The 23,599-nt window shown below is 50.8% G+C and carries 23 protein-coding genes; 12 read left to right on the forward strand and 11 right to left on the reverse strand.

The annotated features are described in order from the left end of the window. The first annotated feature begins 494 nt into the window (after positions 1 to 494). On the forward strand, positions 495 to 791 hold the full coding sequence (locus PsWM33_RS14545; protein ID WP_063300700.1) for a GIY-YIG nuclease family protein: 297 nt from the start codon (positions 495 to 497) through the stop codon (positions 789 to 791). A 213-nt stretch (positions 792 to 1,004) separates the two neighbouring features. Here PsWM33_RS14545 and PsWM33_RS14550 read toward each other — a convergent pair whose 3' ends face one another. From PsWM33_RS14550 to PsWM33_RS14560, 3 genes are all read right to left on the reverse strand, one after another. Continuing rightward, entirely contained in the window at positions 1,005 to 1,370 is a 366-nt protein-coding gene (locus PsWM33_RS14550; RefSeq protein WP_063300701.1) for a hypothetical protein, read from the reverse strand. Between the two features lie 64 nt (positions 1,371 to 1,434). Continuing rightward, positions 1,435 to 1,818 (reverse strand): hypothetical protein, encoded by a 384-nt coding sequence (locus tag PsWM33_RS14555; RefSeq protein ID WP_063300702.1) that lies wholly within the window; start codon positions 1,816 to 1,818, stop codon positions 1,435 to 1,437. Then, positions 1,815 to 2,285, reverse strand: a complete 471-nt coding sequence (locus tag PsWM33_RS14560; RefSeq protein ID WP_063300703.1) for a hypothetical protein — start codon at positions 2,283 to 2,285, stop codon at positions 1,815 to 1,817. Before PsWM33_RS14560 ends, PsWM33_RS14555 begins: the two co-directional genes overlap by 4 nt. A 543-nt stretch (positions 2,286 to 2,828) precedes the next feature. Here PsWM33_RS14560 and pheS point away from each other — a divergent pair. Together pheS and pheT are read left to right on the forward strand one after the other, a co-directional pair. Continuing rightward, a complete protein-coding gene (gene pheS / locus PsWM33_RS14565) occupies positions 2,829 to 3,911 on the forward strand; it encodes a phenylalanine--tRNA ligase subunit alpha (protein ID WP_063300704.1) in 1,083 nt (360 codons plus the stop codon). A gap of 28 nt (positions 3,912 to 3,939) precedes the next feature. Beyond that, a complete protein-coding gene (gene pheT / locus PsWM33_RS14570) occupies positions 3,940 to 6,363 on the forward strand; it encodes a phenylalanine--tRNA ligase subunit beta (protein ID WP_063300705.1) in 2,424 nt (807 codons plus the stop codon). A gap of 198 nt (positions 6,364 to 6,561) precedes the next feature. Here pheT and PsWM33_RS14575 read toward each other — a convergent pair whose 3' ends face one another. From PsWM33_RS14575 to PsWM33_RS14585, 3 genes are all read right to left on the reverse strand, one after another. Further along, complete coding sequence (locus tag PsWM33_RS14575) at positions 6,562 to 7,038, reverse strand: DUF134 domain-containing protein (protein WP_342585926.1); 477 nt, start codon at positions 7,036 to 7,038, stop codon at positions 6,562 to 6,564. Between the two features lie 258 nt (positions 7,039 to 7,296). Further along, positions 7,297 to 7,686: an outer membrane protein assembly factor BamE domain-containing protein gene (bamE, locus tag PsWM33_RS14580; protein WP_244271719.1), complete on the reverse strand. Its 390-nt coding sequence runs from the start codon at positions 7,684 to 7,686 to the stop codon at positions 7,297 to 7,299. 637 nt (positions 7,687 to 8,323) lie between these two features. Beyond that, on the reverse strand, positions 8,324 to 8,611 hold the full coding sequence (locus PsWM33_RS14585) for a GIY-YIG nuclease family protein (RefSeq protein WP_063300707.1): 288 nt from the start codon (positions 8,609 to 8,611) through the stop codon (positions 8,324 to 8,326). Between the two features lie 495 nt (positions 8,612 to 9,106). Between PsWM33_RS14585 and PsWM33_RS14590 the strand changes: the two genes are divergently transcribed. The 4 genes from PsWM33_RS14590 (at position 9,107) to PsWM33_RS14605 (ending at position 15,324) form a co-directional block, all read left to right on the forward strand. Next, the gene (locus PsWM33_RS14590) at positions 9,107 to 10,453 is read left to right on the forward strand and encodes a hypothetical protein (RefSeq protein ID WP_063300708.1); all 1,347 of its coding nucleotides are present in this window, start codon (positions 9,107 to 9,109) and stop codon (positions 10,451 to 10,453) included. A 417-nt stretch (positions 10,454 to 10,870) separates the two neighbouring features. Next, positions 10,871 to 11,143 carry a hypothetical protein gene (locus tag PsWM33_RS14595; protein ID WP_057463957.1) on the forward strand — a complete coding sequence of 91 codons (273 nt, stop codon included), beginning with the start codon at positions 10,871 to 10,873 and terminating at the stop codon, positions 11,141 to 11,143. Positions 11,144 to 12,451: 1,308 nt separating this feature from the next. Continuing rightward, entirely contained in the window at positions 12,452 to 13,828 is a 1,377-nt protein-coding gene (locus PsWM33_RS14600) for a tyrosine phenol-lyase (protein WP_063300709.1), read from the forward strand. Between the two features lie 212 nt (positions 13,829 to 14,040). Continuing rightward, entirely contained in the window at positions 14,041 to 15,324 is a 1,284-nt protein-coding gene (locus tag PsWM33_RS14605) for an amino acid permease (protein ID WP_063300710.1), read from the forward strand. A gap of 332 nt (positions 15,325 to 15,656) precedes the next feature. Here PsWM33_RS14605 and PsWM33_RS14610 read toward each other — a convergent pair whose 3' ends face one another. Then, a complete protein-coding gene (locus PsWM33_RS14610; protein WP_153039673.1) occupies positions 15,657 to 16,244 on the reverse strand; it encodes an AprI/Inh family metalloprotease inhibitor in 588 nt (195 codons plus the stop codon). 280 nt (positions 16,245 to 16,524) lie between these two features. On the opposite strand from PsWM33_RS14610, the gene PsWM33_RS14615 reads away from it, so the two are divergent. Together PsWM33_RS14615 and PsWM33_RS14620 are read left to right on the forward strand one after the other, a co-directional pair. After that, the gene (locus tag PsWM33_RS14615; RefSeq protein ID WP_063300711.1) at positions 16,525 to 16,896 is read left to right on the forward strand and encodes a sulfatase-like hydrolase/transferase; all 372 of its coding nucleotides are present in this window, start codon (positions 16,525 to 16,527) and stop codon (positions 16,894 to 16,896) included. Positions 16,897 to 17,001: 105 nt separating this feature from the next. Then, on the forward strand, positions 17,002 to 17,790 hold the full coding sequence (locus PsWM33_RS14620; RefSeq protein WP_063300712.1) for a hypothetical protein: 789 nt from the start codon (positions 17,002 to 17,004) through the stop codon (positions 17,788 to 17,790). Positions 17,791 to 17,814: 24 nt separating this feature from the next. On the opposite strand, the gene PsWM33_RS14625 is transcribed toward PsWM33_RS14620, so the two are convergent. The 4 genes from PsWM33_RS14625 to PsWM33_RS14640 form a co-directional block, all read right to left on the reverse strand. Then, the gene (locus PsWM33_RS14625) at positions 17,815 to 18,249 is read right to left on the reverse strand and encodes a hypothetical protein (RefSeq protein WP_208994568.1); all 435 of its coding nucleotides are present in this window, start codon (positions 18,247 to 18,249) and stop codon (positions 17,815 to 17,817) included. A gap of 169 nt (positions 18,250 to 18,418) precedes the next feature. After that, a complete protein-coding gene (locus tag PsWM33_RS14630; RefSeq protein ID WP_063300713.1) occupies positions 18,419 to 18,907 on the reverse strand; it encodes a DUF2267 domain-containing protein in 489 nt (162 codons plus the stop codon). 652 nt (positions 18,908 to 19,559) lie between these two features. Further along, positions 19,560 to 20,303, reverse strand: coding sequence for a VOC family protein (locus tag PsWM33_RS14635; RefSeq protein ID WP_063300714.1), 744 nt, complete (start codon positions 20,301 to 20,303; stop codon positions 19,560 to 19,562). Positions 20,304 to 20,345: 42 nt separating this feature from the next. Further along, entirely contained in the window at positions 20,346 to 20,804 is a 459-nt protein-coding gene (locus PsWM33_RS14640) for an SgcJ/EcaC family oxidoreductase (protein WP_193778405.1), read from the reverse strand. 108 nt (positions 20,805 to 20,912) lie between these two features. Here PsWM33_RS14640 and PsWM33_RS14645 point away from each other — a divergent pair, with 108 nt between their 5' ends. The 3 genes from PsWM33_RS14645 to PsWM33_RS14655 all read left to right on the forward strand — a co-directional run bounded on the left by PsWM33_RS14645 (position 20,913) and on the right by PsWM33_RS14655 (position 23,485). Next, positions 20,913 to 21,818: a LysR family transcriptional regulator gene (locus PsWM33_RS14645; RefSeq protein WP_063300715.1), complete on the forward strand. Its 906-nt coding sequence runs from the start codon at positions 20,913 to 20,915 to the stop codon at positions 21,816 to 21,818. A gap of 182 nt (positions 21,819 to 22,000) precedes the next feature. Beyond that, complete coding sequence (locus tag PsWM33_RS14650) at positions 22,001 to 22,879, forward strand: alpha/beta hydrolase family protein (RefSeq protein ID WP_063300716.1); 879 nt, start codon at positions 22,001 to 22,003, stop codon at positions 22,877 to 22,879. Positions 22,880 to 22,990: 111 nt separating this feature from the next. Then, on the forward strand, positions 22,991 to 23,485 hold the full coding sequence (locus PsWM33_RS14655) for a DUF2165 domain-containing protein (RefSeq protein WP_063300717.1): 495 nt from the start codon (positions 22,991 to 22,993) through the stop codon (positions 23,483 to 23,485). Positions 23,486 to 23,599: the final 114 nt, after the last annotated feature.

Here is a 23,599-nt window from a genome sequence, read left to right on the forward strand (position 1 = left end):
CTGCGCACTATAAGATAGGCACAAAAAAACCGCTAGACTACGGGAGCGGGTACCGCTGACGTGAGGTTTCTAGGCCTCACATATGAGTGTGAAACACAACCCCACAACCTGTCAACGCCCAAACCCAAAACCTCCCCCACTCATGCATTTCTGCAACGGTTGGGTGAGGCCCCCCGATTTCCCTCAGTACAGGTCATCGCTGGTAAAGCTACCCTACTGTGTCATCTCCCTCGAAGCAGCCCCTACGGTGTCATCCCGGGCGAAGCGCAGCGAAGACCCGGGACCCATTCCACCTCACCACCAACGCCACACTCACCAATCAACAAAGCCCTCACCACAAACACCCGAAAGCTCTCCAACCATAGTGCTCGCAATAAAACGCAAAGCAGCCCCCACGGTGTCATCCCGGGCGCAGACCCGGGACCTATACCCCCTGTATTAATGGGTAAATTAGCGCAGTAGCGACAAAGGAATGCCAGCTGCATACTCAGTGCATGCCTTACTACATGTACATTCTGGCGAGCCGAAAGCATGGGACACTCTACATGGGCGTGACCAATAACCTGCCTGAGCGTGTGCATCAGCATAAGACCAGGATGAACTCTGGCTTTACGGCAAAGTATGGCGTTTCCAAGCTTGTTTACTATGAACTCTACGAAGAACCGCACGAGGCTATCCGCAAAGAAAAGCAGGTAAAGCGCTGGCGACGGGAGTGGAAAATCCAGGCCATCGAAGAGATGAACCCTCATTGGGAAGACTTGTCACTCTCATTGCACTTTGAGCATACGTAAGTGGTTATAGATCCCGGCTCTTTGGCCGGGATGACACCCGAGGTGACCGCTCTGCTCATCTGTCTCACTGCAAAGCCAGCCCTCACCTCAAACCATAGCGCCCTCACGCCCTATGCCTCCATTCAAAGCCTGCAACCCTGGATCCCCTCCCTGTGTCATCCCGGGCGAAGACCCGGGATCCATAATCACTGAGCTAGGTGCTTCAGGGGATGATCACTCCTCTTTAAGCCTTTCAGCTTTTACCTCGTCAATTACTGCTTGTAGGCGCTCCTCTCGCTCATCAATAAACCCATCTTCATAATGAGCTTCTCTCTCGAGTATTCTTTGATCAATTCGCTCTCTCTCGAGTTGATCAGGGAGGCCATACCGATCAAATGAACGAGCATAATGCTCCAACATTTCAAGCCGTCTCTCTATTCTCTCAAGTTTTCGAGAAGTAGTTCCAAAGAAACCCAAATCTCCTCCTAAACCATCAAGTTTCTTATTAACTCGGTAGTTTAGCTCTCTGAGGCGATATGTATTCCAAGCAATAGACGCAAGAAGACCAACCACTAAGTATATGATGTAATCGAAGACCATAGATTTGCTTTAACTCAAGCCCATAGATACATGTAGTAATTCGGAAATTGTTTTAAATGAAACCTTAAAATGGCTTTACGTAGTCACCAACCTCTGCATTTAGGCTGATTAAACTCGATTCTCGTTCTTCAATAACTTCTTCTGTTCCGAATGCCGATAAACCATGACTTTTTTTGAGTATTCTCTTTCGGGGGAGTGAATTTTCAAATTCAATACTCTTTAGGGTGGCTATTTTTTCTTGAACATGAATGACTTCTGCCCGCCCTCTGACTAACTCTAATTGGCCCAATGATTGGCCATCTGTTGGGTCAATGATTTCGTCGCCTAATTCAAATATTAGAAACTTATCGCCTAGTTCAACATCAGAAGATGAGCCTGCATTAATTGCAACTGTAAGTCTGTCGATGATTTTGACGACGCGGTGCATGTTTTTATAATAATCACTCATGAAACTACTCCAGGCTTAATTAGTAACTCTTCTTTGTTTTCTTTTATTGTTCTAAGTAATTCTTGATCGTCATATTCAGTCGATTGAGTGGCAATCTGAACTAAGGAGTTTTCTTGTACGTTTATTACTACACCTTGGCACAACATTTGTTCAAACTCATTCTGAAGTAAGAAAATTGAGACTTGCACTCGGTTTCCAAGCCATGGACTCCTGTTTACTAAGAGAATGCCATCAGCTGTAACATTTCGTACCTTTGGTAAAGCATATGGATCATTCGCTTTGGTGGAGACGTGATACCACAAGCCGGCTAAGATGATTGCAATATAGATCATATGCACAAAGATAAGCAGCTTATTAGCGTCTATCCAGACCGGCCCCATGAACAAACTTAGCAACACGTATGTGAAGCCTAGAACTCCGCCGATAGTAGCAAATGCTATTAGTGAATCTTTAAACCAATGTCGCAAAGCGTGGCCCTAGTCTTTTAAACTCCTGAAGTATTGTCATAAATTACATGATTTCAAATTTTCCCTCCAGTAAAAACTTCCCATCATCACCCATTTCCGCTACCCTCAACACACCACCACCAATCCTCAAAGGATTCCCAATGCCGTTGCGCGTGCACATCGCTGTAAAAATCACCGCCCGTGTCCATGATGGTCCGGCGTGTGGGCGATTTATGCGCTTGGCTTAAAAGCTCCTAATGCACGAGTGAGAACCGCACTGCAGAGCTATTGTGCTCGCCCGTTTGTGCGTGTGCATTCAGGCAAGAGCGTTTAGGCAGCGGGGCAGGGCGTGCCATTCCACGAGCAGCCCCAGCGGGTGTTTTCATCGTAATTCCTCAGTTTCCGCTGAAAAACGGGAGTATTGAGGAAATCTAAGAGGCTGATTATCAATCAGCCCCTTTATTGCGCTGCCAGCATTCGCTAAAAGACCTCCACGAATTTTATTTGCCCGGCTGGGACTCAGGTCCCAATTAGCTGCTGGCACATCCAAACCCTTGAGGGATTATGTCCGACCTCGAAACACTCGAAGCCGAGATTAACACCGCGATTGCCGGTGCTGACTCCGAAGCCGCACTGGAAGACGTGCGCGTTGCCGCCCTTGGCAAAAAGGGCAGCGTTTCTGAAAAAATGAAAACGCTTGGCAAAATGAGCCCGGAAGAGCGCAAGGAAATGGGTCCTGCACTCAACGGCCTGAAAAACCGCGTTGGTGAGGCGATCACCGCTCGTAAAGACGTGTTGAAGGTTGAGGCACTCAACGCGCGCCTCGCCTCTGAAACCGTTGATGTGAGCCAGCCACTGCGCGCCACTCCGGCAGAAGAAGGCCGCATCCACCCGATTTCTCAGGTGACTGACGAGCTGATCGCCATCTTCGCTGACATGGGCTTCTCCGTTGCTGAAGGCCCGGACATCGAGACGGATGAGCTGAACTTCACCGCGCTCAACTTCCCGGAAGGCCACCCGGCCCGCGAAATGCACGACACCTTCTTCTTCAACGAGAAGGAAGACGGCGAGCGCATGTTGCTGCGCACGCACACATCCCCAGTGCAGATCCGCGCGATGAAATCTCAGGAGCCACCGCTGCGCCTGATCATGCCAGGCCGCACATACCGTTGTGACAGCGACCAGACCCACACACCAATGTTCCACCAGCTGGAAGGCCTCGTGATCGACAAGACCACGCATATCGGTCACCTGAAGGGCACATTGGAAGAGTTCCTCAAAGCGTTCTTCGAAGTGGATGATGTAGAGCTGCGCTTCCGCCCAAGCTTCTTCCCGTTCACCGAGCCATCCATGGAAGTGGACGTGAAGTGCGACCGCTCCGGCGCTGAAGTGAAAATCGGAACCGGCAACGACTGGATGGAAATCCTCGGCTGCGGCATGGTGCACTCCAACGTTCTGCGCAACTGTGGTCTCGACCCGGATGTGTACCAGGGCTTTGCATGGGGCATCGGCATCGACCGTCTGGCAATGCTGAAATACGGCATGAACGATCTGCGCGCCTTCTTTGATGCAGACGTCCGCTGGCTCAAGCACTACGGCTTCCGCCCGCTGGATATGCCAGCGCTGGTCTCCGGTCTTTCCAAGTAATTTGGTCCAAACGTAAAGAGCTAATAAAATGAAATTCACCCTTTCCTGGCTCAAGGACCATCTTGAGACCGATGCAAGCCTTGATGAAATTGTAGAGCGCCTGACGCTGATCGGGCTGGAAGTGGAAGAAATCTCCAATCCAGCTGATCGCCTTGGCACGTTCAAAATCGCCCGCGTTCTGGAAGCCGAGCAGCATCCAAATGCAGACCGTCTGCGCGTGCTGAAAGTGGACACTGGCGAAGGTGAACCCCTGCAGGTTGTCTGCGGCGCACCAAACGCCCGCAAAGGTCTGATTGGCGTGTTCGCAAAACCGGGCGATTACATCCCCGGTCTCGACGTAACATTGTCCGTTGGTAAAATCCGCGACGTGGAAAGCCACGGCATGATGGCCTCCGAGCGCGAGCTGGAGTTATCCGACGAACACGACGGCGTCATCGACCTGCCAGAAGATGCACCAGTCGGCACCCCGTTTGTTGCATATGCTGGTCTGGACGATCCGGTCATCGAAATCGGCCTGACCCCGAACCGCTCCGACTGTGCAAGCGTGTTCGGAATTGCGCGTGATTTGGCTGCTTCCGGCTTAGGAACGCTAAAAACCCCGCAAAAAACGCAAGTGAACGCACATAGCAACGCAAACGACCTAAAAATCCTTTTGGATCTAGGGGATAGCCCGGAACACTGCCCTGCATTCGGCTATCGTGTGGTCCGTGGCATCAAAAACGGCCCGTCTCCTAAATGGATGCAGAAGCGTCTGGTTGCTATCGGTCTGCGCCCGATTAATGCCCTCGTGGACATCACCAACTACATGACCTTCGATCAGGGCCGCCCGCTGCATGTCTTTGATGCAGATAAGGTTTCCGGCAACCTGACTGTTCGTCACGGTAAGGCTGGCGAAGAACTTGTTGGCCTCGACGGAAAAACTTATGCCGTTGACGAGAGCGTCGTAGTCATTGCTGACGACAACGGCCTGGAGTCTCTCGGCGGAATTATGGGTGGAGAATCAACAGGTTGCGACGAAAATACCACAAACGTGGTGATTGAAAGCGCTCTCTGGGATCCGCTCAACATCGCCCGCACAGGTCGTAAACTGGGAGTATCTACCGACGCCCGCTACCGCTTCGAGCGCGGTGTAGACCCGGCGTACATGGTAGAAGGCCTTGAAACTGCAACGAAATTGGTCATGGACCTGTGTGGCGGCGGCGAAGCATCCGACGCGCACGTTGTAGGAGAAGTGCCACAGGAAGAGCGCATCATCGACTTCCCACTCAGCGAAGTCAAACGCCTCTCCGGTCTGGAAGTATCCCACGGTGAGATCAAAGCTATCCTCTCCCTGCTCGGCTTCTGGGTCGCTGGCAACGGCGATGTCGTGAAGGTTTCTCCTCCTAGCTGGCGTCCGGACATCCATGGAAAAGCTGATTTGGTAGAAGAGGTTATGCGCATTGTCGGCATCAACAAAGTGCCAACTGCTACCCTGCCGCGCATGGAGCCAATCTCCCAGAAGGTTCTGACTGTTAGCCAGATCCGCCGCTCTAATGCCCGCCGCGCACTCGCAACACGCGGCATGGATGAGGCCGTTCTGTGGTCCTTCATTCCAAAAGCCCACGCCGAGCACTTTGGCGGTGGTAACCCACTGCTATCATTAGCAAATCCGATCTCCGCAGACATGTCCGACATGCGTCCGTCCCTGCTGCCTGGCCTGCTCACCGCAGCACAGCGCAACGCAGACCGCGGCTACGCCGACGTAGCTCTCTTCGAAGTCGGCCAAGTCTTTGAAAACGATAGCGAAAAAGGCCAGAAGATGGTCATCGCCGGCATCCGCCGCGGTACCGCCAAACCAACCGGTTCTGGTCGCCACTGGTCCGGAAACGCTGAAAACATTGATGTTTTCGACGCGAAGGCCGATGCGGGTGCGGTCCTGCAGTCCATCGGTGCGCAAGTTGGCAACCTGATGGTCTTCACCGACGCCCCATCCTACTACCACCCAGGCCGCTCCGGCGCCCTCAAAATGGGTCCGAAAAACACCCTGGCGTACTTCGGTGAGATTCACCCTAAGACCTTGGAAGCATTGGACATTGAAGGTCCGCTCGTGGCGTTCGAAGTCTTCATTGACGCTGTTCCTCAGCCGAAGAAGAAAGCGACCAAATCCAAAGGTGCGCTGAATGCTGCGGATCTTATGCCGGTAAAACGGGACTTTGCGTTCCTGGTAGACAGCTCTATCCCGGTTGAGAAGCTCCTGAAAGCTGCCAAAGGCGCGGATAAGGCGTTGATCACAAACGTGAATCTCTTCGACATCTACGAAGGGCAGGGCGTGCCGGAAGGCCAGCGCTCTCTCGCGATTGATGTAACCCTGCAGCCGACCAAGAAGACCCTCACCGATGAGGATATCGAGGCGGTCTCAAACAAGATTGTTGCGTCCGTTCAAAAGGCTACCGGCGGTACCCTGCGCGGATAACTCCCGCTGAACGGCGCTGACGAAACACAAAAACGCGGATTCCGGAAAATTTCGGAATCCGCGTTTTTTAATGCAAAACCGGCGAAATTCGACCCGTCAGCAGGGGCATAACCTCACCCGCCCACGGGGATATCCAGCCCGTCCAGCACAGCCCAGCCCCAGAACCCAGCCCAGAAACCCAAACCACCCAGCGTCAGCCTAAACCGCCCCCTCGTGCCCGTCCGCCTCATCCAGCTGCACAGGCTCAGAGATCACACTCGCCCGCCCGCAGAACCCGCGCCGCCGACGCCGCTGCATACGCTGGCAGTCCTCGTCACTCAACTCCGCTTCGGGCAGGCAGGAGTCGTCCGCTGCAACGGCACCGCCCTCAATCTTCAGCGCCAGCCCTTCGGTCAGCACCGTCGCAACCACCGTGCGGGCATGGGAGACCAGGCGGGAGAACGTAGGCCGCGAAATCCCCATCAGATCAGCAGCAGCCGTATGTTCCAGCCCTTCCGCATCGGCCAGACGCAACGCCTCCATCCCGTCCTGCGATAAAACCGCCGCCTGAAGCGTGCGCAGCGGCACGCCCTGCGGCTTGAAAAAGCGCACTCCCGCGGCTCCATGAATTCGGCGTGGTTTTCTTGGACGTGGCATAACAAACACTCCTTTCACAGCCTCTCCCATAAGAACCATCAGTGATTTAGGCAGGGGAGACGCACAGCAACATAAATCTAGAGCAGGGAGTGTGAGGAAAAGAGAACGCGGCCAGCTCTAATGAGCATATGTTCATTATACTGCGCCTTTCATCAGGGGCTGACAAGCTAGGAAAAGAACATATGCTCATAATGTCACCGCACCACAACGGGCATAACCAGCAGCATACAAGGGCATAAACAGCAAAACCGCCCGAAGCTTCCACCCCGAGCGCGCCAACCCATCTAAAATTCTATGCTACATGTTCGCGGTAATAAGTCCGGTGCGAACCTCGTCCTCCACCTCAATCATGGAATAGTTCCTCAGCAAACCGTCCTGATCAAAAAACAGGGCCACTTCCTTGGTGGTCACATCCTGTCCGCTGGCAAGCAAATCAACCACCGGAATGAAGTTCTCAACCTTCGCCTGCGTCCGTACATGCCTGTATTTCCAAATCTCATTGCCGCTATCGGTAAAATCAGTGGTATTCGGATCACCCAACGCAACGCGCACATCTTCCTTGGTTGTCTTGCCGTTCTCCAACTGGCTTTCCAGCCCTTCACGCGTCAAATGCCGAAGGCTCTCATTGCCAACAGAAGCGCAGCCAGCCACAACTAGCCCAAGCCCCAGAGCGAGGATAACGTGCACAATTCGCAAATCTATGCCCCTTTGCGTTGGTTTGCGTTGCTCCGTAAATGCAACGCACAGCGAGTTCTTCTTAACTGGGAATAGAACTTCGTTCTCTTAGCCGAGCGTGCCGCCAGAGCGCAGCCCTGTAAACCTGAGATAAGACTCGTGTAAGAACTGTCAGGGGGCAATAGAAAGAGGGAATTGCAAAATTAAATCAAAGCGCTAGAGGGCGCCTCAGTGCGCACCAAACACCAAAGCCGGCAAAAAAACCTGCACACTTCATGTGGAAGAATCCACCACACGCCCACGTGCACCAACGGGCATAACCCGGCAAACATCATTTTGCGTTGCTATGCGCAACTTTGCGTTTTTCTGCGTTCCTATGAAATTCGGGAGGTCAACGAACCTGAGCACACCGCTAAACCCGAAATCTACGGCAAAAAAGGGGAATAAGTACAACAGCCCTTCGCCTCATACAGTGCACCAACCACACCACCCAAAATCCAACTTATCCCCGCACACTCAAACCACCTCTCCCTCCACCGTCATTCCACACACCTCCCTCTCGTCACTCTACACACCCCCTCTCATCATCCCGCACACCTCCATCTCGTCATCCCGCACTTGATGCGGACCCAGAGCCAAGTCCAGAAGTCTATCGAACCAACTCCAGATACAAGTCCCGCCAAGTCGGATTAACACCCTCAATCAAATCAAGCTTCCATGCCCGCCGCCAGCGCTTTAGCTTCTTCTCCCGAGCAATGGCATCCCCAATTCGTTCAAACTCTTCGAAGTAAACCAACCGTGACACGCTATACTGAGCGGTAAACGACACCGCCACTTTCTCCCGGTGTTCGTGAATCCGCCTCACCAGATCATTGGTGACGCCAGTGTAAAGGGTCCCGTTCCTCTTACTGGCTGTCATGTACACGTAATAGGCCATAGCCAACTCTGCACTGATGCCTTGGCAGTCGCAACATCATCAAATAACTAGTGTGTTTTTGGTGGCAAGTTCCAGCTGGGTCCCGCATCAAGTGCGGGATGACGTCCTTTGGGGCTCTCGCTTCAATAGCCACTGCAGTCGCTCCACATATTCTCCAGTTCAATCTCACGTACCACATCTGTTCACCGATATCTCACCAGCGCTTTGCACCAACAGCCATACCCCCTCCTGTCGTCATCCCGCACAAGCGCAGCGCGATGCGGGACCTAGAGCTATCACGATAGGCCTATCAAGCCAGTACTAGACTCAAAACAAGCATGCTGAATCAGCGCTCTGAATCCAACGATTGAGTATCACATCGTCTTAAAACTCCCTTCTTCAAGCAAGACACGGCGTAGAATGATTGTGAGACTGGCAGTTGAATAGATTTCACTTAAGAAGATATGATGGTTGAGGTAAAATTTATTAAATATTATTATATTAGTAAGGGTTACAATGACTAATTTTGTTCCTGCGGCCGCGGCTGAAGCTCCAGCACTCCCGGCGATTACTACGAACACAGATGATGCTCTTAGGCAGATCACAACTGCTTTGGGTGTCCCTAGAGACGTGCTACCATCTAAAGGGCAAATTGATCATACATGGAGTAATCTGCCAAGACTGCTTGAGATGATCCCCACAGAGCTTAGAGATGAGCGTTTGATCCGATTGTGTGTCGCGATCTCCTCAGGTTTGTTTGATAGTGCGCTAAACTATATTTGGAACATTACGATTGTTGAATTGCGACGCAAAGTCGTGCAATTTGGCTTGCCAATTGTAGGGCAACTAACATCACAGTCCCTTGATGAGAGGAAACTCTCAGAAATGATGGATCATGAGCTTCTCAAGCTTTGCTACGAGCTCAGTTTAGTTTCTGAAGATGGGTATTTTAAACTAGACCAATGCAGATCAATTCGAAATAATTTCTCAGCTGCCCATCCCGCCGTTGGAAAGTTAGATGAAGATGAAGTCGTGAACTTCATAAGTAGATGTACTCGTTCTGCTTTAAGTACTGCAGATGTCCCTGCAGGTGTTAATTTTACGGAACTGGTAAGTTCCATTAAGGCTGCGGCATTTAATGAAGATCAAAAGGAGTACTGGATAGGAGCGATCCTTAACACTCATGTTGCGCAACGGGAGTTAATTGCAACAGCTGTGCATGGAATATTTTGTGACGAGGCTAGCGGTCAGGGTGCGCGTACTAATTGTATCAATCTTTTTAGACCAATTATCAAACACGATTCTGTTCCATCTAAAGTAGTTGATCAGCATCAATCCTATATAGGGAAGGGAGTTGAAGTAAAAGCTGCCGCTTCGAGAGATTTCTTTACGCAGTTAGGCCTCTTAGATTTGCTTCCAGAAGCAGAGAGGCATTCTATCATCTCAAAGGCATGTGATAGGCTAAGCTCTGTACATAATGGAACTGACAATTTCTATAATGAGCCTCCTTTCGCTGCTCGATTGTTAGAAATCGTAGAGAACGCTGCAGTACCTTCTAGTGTGACGCAAAAGTTTGTTGAGACGGTCATCTCTTGTGCTATCGGAAACCAGTATGGTGATGCATGGGGAGCAAGAGCTGACTATAGGGCAATAATCAAACATTTCACTCCTCGAGAGTTGGAGGTTATGTTTGCTCTACAAAATTCATCGATATTGGTTGGTCGCAAAATTAACAGCTACACAAATTGTGCAAAGAGATTTGCTGGGCTGGTAAGAATGTTTTCTCAAACAAATATTCCAACAACATTGCAGACAGTTTACAATTCTTGGATATCCTATTCCAATCAACACGGATATCTATGATAACCTTGTAAATCTTACGGCGCTATTTCTTGGGAAATCGCGCCGTAGAGTTGAGAGCTGATTGTTTTCCATGTTGTCGGCCTCGTACCTCTTAACCCGTCTCCCCTCCGTCACACAACGCCCGCTTGCAAACCTTGGCCATTGACACCGCATGCATCTGGTTGCATGCTCTTGGGTGAGGCCCAAAACCTCTCCAAACAGCGGTACCCGCTCCCGTTAACTAGCGGATTTTTTGTGCCTTTTTTCCAAAAGTGCGCAAACCCTTCGTTATGAGCGGGAGGGCGGTGAATACAATACCTTTTCCGGAGGGGAATAAACCCGCCTGTCTGTTTGCAGGTTTTTGGCCTCCCGCTCGCCAGCGAGTCCCAAAAGCTCTTTGTCGTGCGGCCTTCAACACCCTAAACAGAGGGATTGAATATGGTCGACTCCGCATGCGCATGCAGCGCCACAAACACTCTTCAAAATGAAATTGACGAAGTCCAGATCGTCGTCTCTGATCTTCAAAACCTCGCGTACATGCAACAGCTTGTACTCAGCGAGCGCGTGAAGAACAGCTGCGAGCGGGATGCTTTGCTCACTCTGCACCACGCTTTATGTGACCGCCTGGAGGCACTGAAAAAGTCCTGCGGATTATTGGAGCGGGTCGCCCTTCCGCAGCCGGTCAACACCAATGTTGTGTCTCTGGATTAACGCACTGTGACAGGTGCTCGGGCGGTGTCACACGCACCCCGTGTTCACTGCCACAGGGAAGCCTCCACACCAAGGCCTCCAACCTCGGGTAAGAGGCACAACCCCGCAAATGAGCACCCTGCTGGTCTGCGGCCGGGCAACAAACGCCCGCAGGCCAGCATCCCAAAGGGCAGGGGATGCACTCCAATCTGATTAAACACAGCACGATCAGGCTCTCTGAACGTGAAAGTGATTCATGCCAATCAATCTAAAAATAATGGCAGGAGTTGCTAATATATAAGTTTATTGTGGAATAAATAGGATATTTTGACGAATCGTGAAGCCTGCCAAACCGGGTGATATACACCCCGTAAAACCCAAAAACCCTTGGTATTTCAGGGAGCTTGTAACGGCAGTTGTGTCGCGCCGCGGCAAGGCACCCCCGTCAAGTCACTGTCTCTAAGTAGTTTTTCCTTTTGACTTTCAGAGCAATTCGCCCAAACTCCGTTGTGTGTAATCAATTAGGTCTTGAAGTTACATTGGGACTAGGAAAATGCGCTGGTATCAGCTGTATTTGAATATCTTAAAGAGAGATAAGCTGCCTTGGCACATCGAAGATGTTTCCATGGCCAATAACCTGCATCTCGTCTGACGACCTCCGCCTGCAGTGGAGTCGCTCCTGCTGCACGGCCGCATGTAAGCTAGCCTCCTGCCTCCTATAGTCCACCAAAGATGCAGAGTGTAGAGGCCAGCCAAAACATGCAGTACCCCCAAAACAAGTAATATTAGGCACTCATTCCAACACTGCATCCCCTACGCAGCAAAAGAACTGTGCTTTGATATTGGCAATACCATCGGCACCTCCGGTTTGCGCTGCAGGTGTGTCGTGATTGCTTCAGATAATGACGTTTGTCTTTGCTCCTGTCTCCCAAGTGTTGAGCGCGCTTGGGGCAGAAGAACGGCACCGCCATGCCTGAGACTTGCAGCGGGGAAATATACAGATCACAGCACAGCCAAGATTATGCAGGCAATAACTCTGTACGGTCAAGTAATGCTCATGTAAAAATCAGCGCCTTGTGTATTGCATAAAGGTACATGTGTATGTGATCTGTATATATAAACGATTATTTATTCACATATCCATATTGTTACTTATTGTGATGATCGAATATTTGGATAATTAATGAATACGAAGATTGGTGAAGCGAGAATATTTTCGATTCGTAAGTAAGTAAACTTCGAAATCGATAATTCCTTCACTCCTTGAGAATTCGGAGAGACATGGTCCCTCCGCCCTATTGGTAAAGAAGCAAGTAAGAGGACGTTCTTATGACTAAGTTTATGCCAGAGCCGTTCAAGATTAAATCTGTTGAACCAATGTACTTCATTTCTGACGAGCGTCGCGAAGCGGCAATCCAGGAAGCTGGCTTCAACACATTCCTGCTGAAGTCCAAAGACTGCTACATCGATCTGCTGACCGACTCCGGTACATCCGCGATGTCCGACAAGCAGTGGGCTGGCCTGATGGTTGGTGACGAAGCTTACGCTGGCTCCGAAAACTTCTACCACCTTGAAGAGGTTGTTAAAGAGCACTTCGGCTTCAAACACCTCATCCCTACTCACCAGGGCCGCGGCGCAGAAAACATCCTGTCCACGCTCACAATTAAGCCAGGCGACTACGTTCCAGGCAACATGTACTTCACCACAACACGTTTCCACCAGGAACGTAACGGTGCAACATTTGTTGACGTAATCTGCGACGAAGCCCACAACCCTGATCTGGCTGACGTGCCATTCAAAGGCAACGTGGACCTTGCAAAACTGCAGAAGCTCATCGACGAAGTTGGTGGCGAAAAGATCCCTTACATCTGTCTTGCTGTAACCGTGAACCTGGCTGGTGGTCAGCCTGTTTCCATGGGCAACATCAAAGCAGTAAGCGAACTCTGCCACAAGCACGGCATCAAAGTGATGTACGATGCAACCCGCTGTGTAGAAAACGCATACTTCATCAAAGAACGTGAAGCTGGCTTCGAAGACAAAACAATCAAGGCAATCCTCCTTGAAATGTTCTCCTACGGCGACGGCTGCACCATGTCCGGCAAAAAAGATTGCCTGACAAACAACGGCGGTTTCCTCTGCATGAACGACGACGACCTGTTTGCTGAAGCAAAAGGCATGGTTGTTCAGTTCGAAGGTATGCCTTCCTACGGTGGTCTCGCAGGCCGCGACATGGAAGCAATGGCAATCGGCATCAAGGAATCCGTAGAGTTTGACTACATCTCACACCGCGTAAACCAGATCCGCTACCTAGGTGAGCGTCTGGAAGCTGCTGGCGTGCCAATGGTTAAGCCTTACGGCGGTCACGCAATCTTCCTCGATGCACGCGCATTCCTGTCACATCTTGACCAGCAGCAGCTCCCTGCACAGGCACTTGCCGCAGCGATCTACCGCACCTCCGGTGTACGCACCATGGAACGCGGTATCGTGTCCGCAGGCCGCGACGTTAAGACCGGTGAGAACCACGTTCCTAAGCTCGAAACCGTTCGTCTGACTATCCCACGTCGCGTATACACATACGCACACATGGATTACGTCGCAGATGCGATCATCGAGCTCTACAAAAACCGCGAAAGCATCAAGGGCCTCGAATTCGTATTCGAACCTAAGGTACTTCGCTTCTTCACTGGCCGTTTCGAAGAAATCTAAGAACTAAGCCACTGAAGTGACTAGCAATAGTCAAAGACTAAACTGCATTGGAGGAGAGCCTGTGTGCTCTCCTCTGTTGTTATCAAAGCACAAATCTTACCCATCGTAAGTCTATGTGCACTTTTCGGGAAAGCTCTGCCACGGGGCACTTACAAAATCGGCAGGTGTTTTCTCAATTGGTCACGGCAAATGCCGGAGTTGGGAGGCTCAACATGACCATCGCTTCTGATCAGGTTCCAGCTGCTGAGACAGCCGAACCGAAGCCTACCAAAAAAAGTCAGGGCACTATCTTGGGCGCCAGTGTGATCGCTGCTGGCACCGCCGTCGGCGCGGGCATGTTCTCGCTCCCTGTTGCAAACAGTGGTGTTTGGTTCTCTGTCTGTCTGGTTCTGATGATCGTTGTTGGTTACATCATGCACACTGCATCGTTGTACATCATGGAAATCACGCTTCATTTCCCTGAAGGGTCCAACTACGACAGCCTTGCCAAGGGCACCATTGGTAACGTGGGCCGTGTGGTCAACGGTCTCTCCGTTGCCTTCCTGTGCTACGTTCTCACCTACGCCTACATCTCAGGTGGTAGTTCGATCATCACCTACTCGCTGTCGATTTTTGGTGACGTCAACATGTCATCAGGGGTGGCGAGTTTGATCTTCGCAGTCGTGCTACTATCGATTGTGATGATGGGGACCCGAGCTGTTGACCGTGTGAACACTGTTCTCATCGGCGGCATGATCATCACGTTCATGATCAGCTTGAGTTCATTGATCGGTAACTCATCTACAACGAACCTGTTCCCAGAGATCTCTCTCGGCGATCGCATGCCATATGCGTTCTACACCATCTCCTTCTTGGTGGCGAGTTTTGGTCTTCAAATTACAGTTCCAACTGTAACCAACTATCTGGGTCTGGATGCGAAGCGGACAAGCAAAGCGCTGCTGATCGCGATTTTCCTTGCAGGCTTCTTCTACTTCCTCTGGATGTGTGCAGTATTCGGAAACATCTCCCGTGATGACTTCCCTGCGATCATCGCTGAAGGTGGCAACATCGGTAACATTATCGGTGCTCTGAGTAAGTCCGGTATCAGTGAAAACATCTCTGTAATCCTGCAGATCTTTGGCAACATGGCTGTTGCAACATCCTTCCTGGGTGTTTCTCTCAGTCTGTATGATTACATCTCTGACTTGTTCAAGTTCGATACAGCTACCGTTGCTGGTAAAGCAAAGACTGTAGGCATCGCATTCGTCCCAACCATCATCCTTGCTATCCTGTACCCACACGGGTTCATCGCAGCAATCGGTTATGCTGGTGTGGTTCTGGTGATCTTCTCCTTGCTGGCGCCAATCGTGATGGTTCGCATCTGTCGTGAGCGGAACCCGGACATGTACCAGGTCCCAGGCGGCAACGCCCGTCAGGCAATGGTATTCGGCTTCGGTATCCTGGTGTTCATCATCACTGCATTCGAACTGACCGGTAACCTGCCAATCTTCGGCTAATCCGCTTGAAGAGAATGCAATAAAGACGACTATTCAGTCGGGGCAAAACTGATTGCGAGGCAAGCCACAAGCCCCCGCAATCAAACCAACTGACCCTCAAACGTCAGTAAAAGACTTGCCGCAGCCATTCCCGCTGCGGCAAGTCTTGTCTGTTCTAACACCCCGAACCCGCTGGGAGGCAGGCTTCGGGGTGTTCAAGTAATTTGCGACTAAAACTAATCAAGGTTAAGCAAACAAACGAAGCTGTCCGTGTTGTGGAGTTTGGCAACAGTCCAAGCCCACATGTGCGGGCTTGCCTTCCTCAACTCCGAACGAATGGAGATAAGTGCTCTTTAACGTCTCAAAACGAACTGTTTGTTTTGAGAAGCCGTTCCTGAACTTGCCCAACAGGTCTTGTTGACTTTAACAAGTCTTGCTGTTTCTCCTCCTGATTGCGATTTGAGCACAAGTTCTTTGCCTTCCAGATTCCATGTGGCGGCTTTACTCTTGCTCAATCCACAGCCCGACTTGGTATTGATCGCATGCTTCGCTTTATTCTGCGGATTGGAAGCCATTTCCAATGGACACGATTTCTTTGTATTCAAATCGACAAGTGTCCAATCACCCAAGAGGTCTTTTGTGGTTGGGGCAGAGGCTTCATTAGCAATAAACTTTACCGCTGAGGCGACGGCGCTGATTGATTTGGTTGAGACGTAGAAACCGAGTTCGGGTGTATAATTCAGTTTTGAAGCAGTGCTATCGGTCGAGCACAGTTCGAGCTTCGGCTCCTCTTTCACAGAGTTATTCGATGATGTTTGGCACCCTGCCAATGCAATCAATAATCCAGAAAGAGCAATGAGTGAGTAAGTGTGCTTAGGCAAATGAAAATCCTCGAGAAACATCAAACGAGAAGACATTAAATCAATAAATGTATTTTGCAATCATAAGTTGATAATTTTATATATTCTGCTGCATGAGTCGAACGAGCTAAACGTCACCTATGTTCACCAGCCCCCCCCCCCATCAAAATACCTCCCCCAATATTTCAAGATGAAAACACGTAACAACTTTATGTTGTGATTCATGTTTCTGTCATACAACTTTCCCACCCGCTTCTCAGAGTGCTTCAGCTCTATATCTGCGTCGGTCACTCAGATTTACTTGAGTACATACATTCCAGCGAACGATGTCCAAAACGAACAAAAACGATAAGGACACAGCATGAAAATTAACGGTAAGCCTCTCAATTTTTTGATTATTACGACGGATGAAGAGCGCTTTCCACCGGTCTATGAAAATGACAGTGCCAGGCAATTTCGGTTGCAGAACAGTGTTGCGCTCGGAAAGATGCGCCAACACGGATTGGAGTTTCTCAACCACCACACTGCAACCACAGCCTGCGCTCCCAGCCGAACCAGCATTTACACTGGCCAGTACCCCTCATTACACGGTGTCAGCCAGACGCTGGGTATTGGTAATGACATCCGTCACGCACTGGAACAGGTGCCGGTTGAACAGCGCCTGAAGAAACGTCTGCTTCCCCATACATTGAACAATGAAGACAGTTCCAGCTCCGGACCTTTGCGGCGCTGATGAACACTCTGACCGCGACATCACGACACCATAAGCAAGCAGATAAGCATCCCTGACTGTTAGCCCATAAGACGGCAACCGTTCAGCGCAAAAAGGAGATAACAAATGCCGCTGAAATCAGCTTCACGATTAGCAACGCTATGGCTCGTACTCGCGTTCCCTCTGCTCAGTATAGGTGCAGCCAACGCTGAAACCGGCACAGACGCAAGCACAGACCTAAGTCTTTTCAAGGAATGCCCGGTATCTCAGGATGATCCCAACACGTTCGCTCTATGTGCCACAGCCAAATGCTGGACCGTTGACACTGTTGCCTACTGCAAATGTGATGTGATGAACGAACAGAGCATTTCTCTCCCGTTTCACTATAAAGAGGGTGACGAGAAAAAGGATGTCTGTGATCTGTTAAAGGCCGGCATTGATAATGGGTTCACGGTAAGCACCTATGCCACACCGCGCCAGATGGAAACGGACTACGATCCCGATACAGAAAAGCTGGGACCACCCATGGCGACGTACAGCTGCCCTAACACCGAGAGCGCACCCGCTGGCTACTCTGCCCAATGTGACGGTGGTTTCTGTTTTAAGAGCACGCAAGGGAAAGACTTCCCCGGTATCGGAGCGGTCAAAGAAGACGAGATCATCTGTTCTTGTCCCGCAGTGCCCAGCCCGTCTGCAGGCTTTCAGATGGCTGGCCCCTGGTTATGCGCACCCGGCGATCGCAACACCGATGGCACGTGCTGCGATAAGTCGTTCCACGACAAGCTTTGTTCAGTCAAATCAGTCAATTCCACTGGCACTGAGCTTATGGTAGGTGCGCCTCTGGGAGTAGCTAAATTGCTTTCGAAAAAGTTGGACGGTAAGGATCCGGCCATCAACCGCTGCGTTTTTAAATAGGCAGCAAGTGCATCAGGCTGGCGCTTAGCAGCCAGCCAGCACTACGATGATGTTGTCATGATCCTTCCACCTGAAGCCATCAATGAAGTTGATTTCAGGGTCGTAACCGTAATATGAGCAGCCGGGTGAGAGCTCGATCGCTGTCTTTGCTAATTTCAACCTCTCGTTCACAGACAAGCTTGGCGAGGCGATGGGCGCACGGGTCTCAGGATCAAGTTCAGTAAACGTCACGGCGACCAAGCTTAGCGTGCTGCCAGTTTGCTCCTGAAATGAAGGCCTTTCTTGCCAGGAAACGCTCATATCACCGATGGCAACATGGTGCGGCTGTGTAGAGACAACCACATTCTGAGCTGAGGTGGTTGAGGCAGCGTCATAAACAGGGTTTGCAGCGTCTTCTGCATTGCTGGCAGTGGCCAACACACAAGCAGCAAAACACAGCCCGAAACGCTTCATAAACATGGCTGAAATTTCCTTCGCAACTTTCCGCCCTGCAACACTCTGAATATGAGCGGGTAATGAGAGATGAGCGCCTGGCCTCTGGAAAGTTAAAGGAGAGGAGGCGAGATCTTTCCCTCCCTGCCTGAGCCACCCCTTACAGTCAACGGATCTACTGAAGAAACTAAAGGTTTTACAAAGTCTCAGTCTGTGAGGGAGTGCCTTCTGATAAATCTCTCTTCGCCTCTGCTTCAGCCGAAACTTCAAATCCCCAAAACCGTAAAGCGTCAGGGCCGATCTGGCGCAACACCTGCTCAAAGCGGGGAAGGTCAACGCGGCTGCGCAAAACCTCAACCACACGTGCAGGCGTCTTATCATCCGCAAAGTTGTGATGTGCCCTGAGAGCTTTCACCTCAGCAGCCCAATCGTCTTCATCGCCAAAGTCCGCAGTGTAGTCGCTGCTGCTCCAGCCTGACGTGAAAATCGCCCGAAGAACCGCTGGCAGCGTATCAGCAAAGGACAGAACCTGCTCAGCGTCCAGTCTCCGGCGGAACACCAGCAAAACAGCCTGGACGCATGTGTAGGTCTGATTGCGAGTGGTCAGGCCAAGCGCGTCCTGAGCATCAGCAAGGAAAGATTCGTACTGCTGAGAGGCCAGCTGATACTCCTGAGGCATAGGCATGAAGGTAACTCCGAAAATACGGGTGATTGCTCGATGTACGACCTTAGCTCAGGTTTTCGCGCTGCAAAAGTGACTGATTTTCAGGTGGCTCTTAAATCGATTTAATTTAGGTAATCTACGTATATGTACTATAGCTGCGAGTAAAGGTGAGGTCAGTGCTAGAAAGTTTGTGGTCAAGAATAATAAAAGAAATAATTATACTAAGTTGTGCAGTGCGAAATGAAATGATGAAGAAATATCGCTTCTGACCATGAGTAAATTTCACATTAGTCAAATTATAAATTCATATTGACATAGGTCAAAATGCTATCTACGCTTTAAATGTCATTGAAGTGGAGGCACTATGACTTTCGGCTTGATATTATTCATTTGCGTATTCTTAGCGATCCTCGGGATGGTTGTGATTTCAGAGTTTTCTTCACGGAATAAAACTGCAGATCGCATGATCGCAGGTTTAGACGCTGATCTCAGCAAAGAATAACTCGGACAGAGATCCAGTCGAAGTGTGAGGCGCTGACTTTAAAGGACGGTTTGAAGTCGGCATCACCTCATAACGATAAGGCGGCTAGAGCTAGGGTATAGGGGGACTCTAGCTCTGCCGCCTTCTTCGTTTTCAGGCAACCCGCAGATTCGAGCGGGAGTTGTCACAGCCTCAATCTGCCGTAATCATCAGCCGCTCAGAATGAATAGGCGCACCGGCTGAGCCAAATATCAGGCCGCCATAACCTGCTGCACCAACCTCCGGCAAACTCTCCGTCTTCACTGCAGAAACATGCTGAATTTCCAGCACCGTATAAGGCCGCTGATAGGTCCAGGTCCGGTTCTCAACTCCGGTGAGATCAGGGTTTGGAGGCTGTTCAGTCGTGAAGGCGTAAAAGTAAAGCGTGAAACCAAAAGGCTCGACAGGCTGAACAGAGAGCGGCGTCATACCCCAACTGAGAATATCGGGCTCAATTGCCGTAATGTCGCCAGTGCGCAAGGTCACAAGGCTGAGATGCGGACCTCCACCTAGTCGGCTTTCATCAAACTCCAGATCAGGCCGGTCGCCTTCAAACCAATGGTCAATCAGCTCAATCACAAAACCTTCCGGATCTGTGAGTTTGGCAAGGTACCCAACATCCCGAAACTGCTGCGGTCCTGTAACATAGACACCGCGCGCCTGAAGCTGGGCACAAGCCAGCTCGATATTGGGAACTGAGAGTGCGATTTTCCAATAAAGATCGGTAGCTTGCGGCGTGTAAGGCGCCTCCGCCTCGGTGAACAGAAGTGCCGTCTCTTCCGCACAATATCCGACCCGCCCGTCACCCTGATCGGACATACCCAGGACATCGCAATAAAATCGCTTTTGAGCCGCCACATCACGGACGCGTAAACGAAGAGTATCAAGCTTTGTCATAACGGGCTGTCCTTTATCAGGGCACAAGGCAAATACGCGTGTTTATTGAGCGATCTCGAAGTGGTCCTCACGCAGCAAAGCACGGCCATCCGGCTGCAAAACCCAAAGCTCATTGGTGATGACGCCATGGGCATTGTTCATCTTCCAGTTGGCTGCAACGCGGGCAGAGGCCTGGTCCAGAACAGTGGTGACGGTACTGCTGTAAACCACATCATCAAATCCCTTGGAGATGATGTCTGTCCAAAAGCCTTCAATCGCTTCGCGTCCTTTAAATGTACCAAATGGCTTCACAACCATCACGGCATCATCCTCATAAAGCGCAGCCGCAGCCGCTGCATCACCTGCGTTGAACGCATCACGCCATGCACGGCTTGCAGTGGCAACAGCGGTGTTGAGCTTGTATTCACCTTCTGCCAGTTTTCCTGCTTCGTCAGCGATGGCTTGTCCGCTCAATCCAACTGCGACAGTAGCAGCGAGAGCGATAGATTTAATGAAAGTCATCACGTGATCTCCGTTCAGATGCGATGTTGATGACTGTCTTTTGCCGCACTTGCATTGTTTGAAAAACACTCTATTTCTGAAATCACTATTCATATGAAGAGAACAATCATGCTCTCAACGCTTCCGCTCTCCTTCGTCACAGTTGTTGAAACCGGCTCAATCACCCGCGCTGCTGATGAGCTGAATATCGCCAAATCCGCCGTTAGCCAAAATCTGAAACGGCTGGAAGAACAGCTGGATGTAAAACTCGCCATCCGCACCACGCGCCACCTCTCTCTCACCCCGGCAGGAGAGCGGTACTACCAGCGTTGCAAAGAAATCCTAGCGCTCTCACGACAGGCAGAAACTGAGATGGAGAGTTTCGGAGCGGTCCCGTCTGGCCCGATCACCATCACAGCCCCCCACGCTTTCATCACGCCCGTCATCGCACCGGCTTTGGCTGTTGTGAAAGATAAGTTCCTGAACCTTCAGCCTTCAGTAATAGCGGAGGACAAGCGCCTCAATCTGATCACGGAGGGGATTGATGTTGCGATCAGTGTCGGCCAACTGCCAGACAGCACGCTTCAGGCGCGCCGCATAGGGACGCTGCGCGATATTCTGTGTGCCGCGCCAGCTGTAATTGAAAAGGCGCCTTCCGCTGATGACCCGCTCTACTGGCAATGGGTGCAATCCCTGCCATACATCGCTCATACACGAGAGCCAGCTGTGGTGCGGCATCGCCTCCCAGTTCAGGAAAGTTCAGAGAGCTTTGAGGTGAGCTTCAGATCTGTCGTCAAAGCCAACACCATTGAAGCCATCGCAGCTTTTGCCCGAAACGGCCTGGGCGTTGCGCTCCTGCCGGATATCGCGATTGTTCAGGACCTGAAGACTGGAACCCTCCAGCCTCTCCTTACTCTATCAGAGCCAGAACCAACGCCAATCTATGCCGTGCACAGCTACGATACTTTACCACCCAAATCGGTGCAGGAGACAATCACGGCAATTCAGCAGGCCTTGGCGAAAGCGCTGCAATAAGGCAGGTTTCACCTGATCTCCATCTCTGACAAATTACATAACATGTTCTGAAATCAGAGTGTTTCCGAGAATGAACTCATGAAACCTTCTCTTAAAAGCGAACGTTATATTTTACCTTCTAGCTTTACCTATACGTTAATATGTGATCCTGTGCGGCTATCGTAAGTTGAAAAGATACCGCTATGAAGCAACTGGAAGAAATGATGGCTGAAAGTGAGCAGCACGTGGAAACAATCACAATTCCCAGTGAGGGGGCCACGCTGATTGGCAAAGCCTACTGGCCTGTGGGTGACCCAAAATCCTCAGTCATCATTCATGGTGCAACCGGTGTGCCGCAGTTGTTTTATGCAAAATTTGCCCGCTGGGTTGCTGAGCAGGGCCATCTCTGCCTCACTTATGACTATCGCGACTTTGGTGCCTCTAAACAGATACATCCACGCAACTCTTCCGCCACGATGTCTGATTGGGGCCTGTATGATCAGCAAGCTGCCTTTGATGCGCTGCTGAAACTGGCTGATACGCCCAGCACTCACGTGATTGGTCACTCTCTTGGCGGCTTCATGTTGCCATTCCATCGAAACCTGGACATGGTCGATAAGGTCACCACAGTTGCCTGCGGTCAGGTTTATTGGCGTGACCACCATATGCCATATTTCCTGACTGTTGTTGCCTTCTGGTATCTGCTAGGGCCAGCTGTCACACGTATGAAAGGTTATTTGCCCGGTAAGGCACTTGGGATCGGCGCAGATATTCCTGCTGGTGTTTACTGGCAATGGCGTAAATGGTGCACTTCTCCAACCTTCTTCAAGGATGACATCGGTAGTGTTTTACCGTCCATGAACCCGAAGCCGTTCACTGGCCCGATCAAAATTATGTCGTTTACCGATGATGATCTTGCCCCGAATGCCTCCGTTGAACGCCTTCCACCTCTCTACAAAGATGCGCAGATCACGCGACAAATCCTTAATCCAGCAAACTTCGAGCTCAAAGAAGTTGGGCATCTGAAGGCCTTCGCCAAGCAAAACGCGGTCTTGTGGCCTGAGATTCTGGATATTGCTTGAGGCATGCCGTTCCATTAACAGAGGGCAAATGAAAAAGACCAGAGCTGAAGAGAGCACCTAACCGCGTTTTAGCGACAATCTGCTTTAACTGGCGAAAAAGCGGGTAGTCCCATGCTTCTTCGACTGATTAAAGTTCTGGTCTCCTTGGCGTTCGGCGGTTTTGCTGCTCTGGTTTGCTTCAACAACTATCAGGATGCACCGGCAAATCTGGCGTATATTGAAACCGTCATTTCCATGGTGGACACTTTCCCAACCAGCCCCAAGTTCCGGGCTGTGTTTCCTCTGGAAACCGCACCAACCTTCCTCACTATTATCCTGGCCATAGAAGGCTTCATTGCTCTCCTGCTGGTTCTGGGAAGCTTGCGCATGCTGGCCAGCATTCATCGGCCAGCGGCCTCATTCAATCGCTCCAAGTCCACCGTCTCCTTCGGCTTTTGCATCGCCATTCTGCTTTGGTTTGGCATCTTTGTTTCAGGAGCAGGAGAGTGGTTCCTTGCATGGCAATCTCCACTCGGGAGAGGGGCCATAGACACTTCCTACAACATCAGCATCATCGCGTTTTTGGCGCTGATCTTCGTGAGCCAGAAAGAGGAAGACCACGGCTGAGACGAAAGGAAAACCCTGAGATCCACCCAATTAGATGTGACCTAAGACTATCCATCTGAGGCATTTGAAGGACTGCTTTTGCCTAGGAATTGTTCCACGTTTGAAACATCGACC

The sequence above is a fragment of the Pseudovibrio sp. WM33 genome, assembly GCF_001623165.1.
Classification (GTDB): domain Bacteria; phylum Pseudomonadota; class Alphaproteobacteria; order Rhizobiales; family Stappiaceae; genus Pseudovibrio.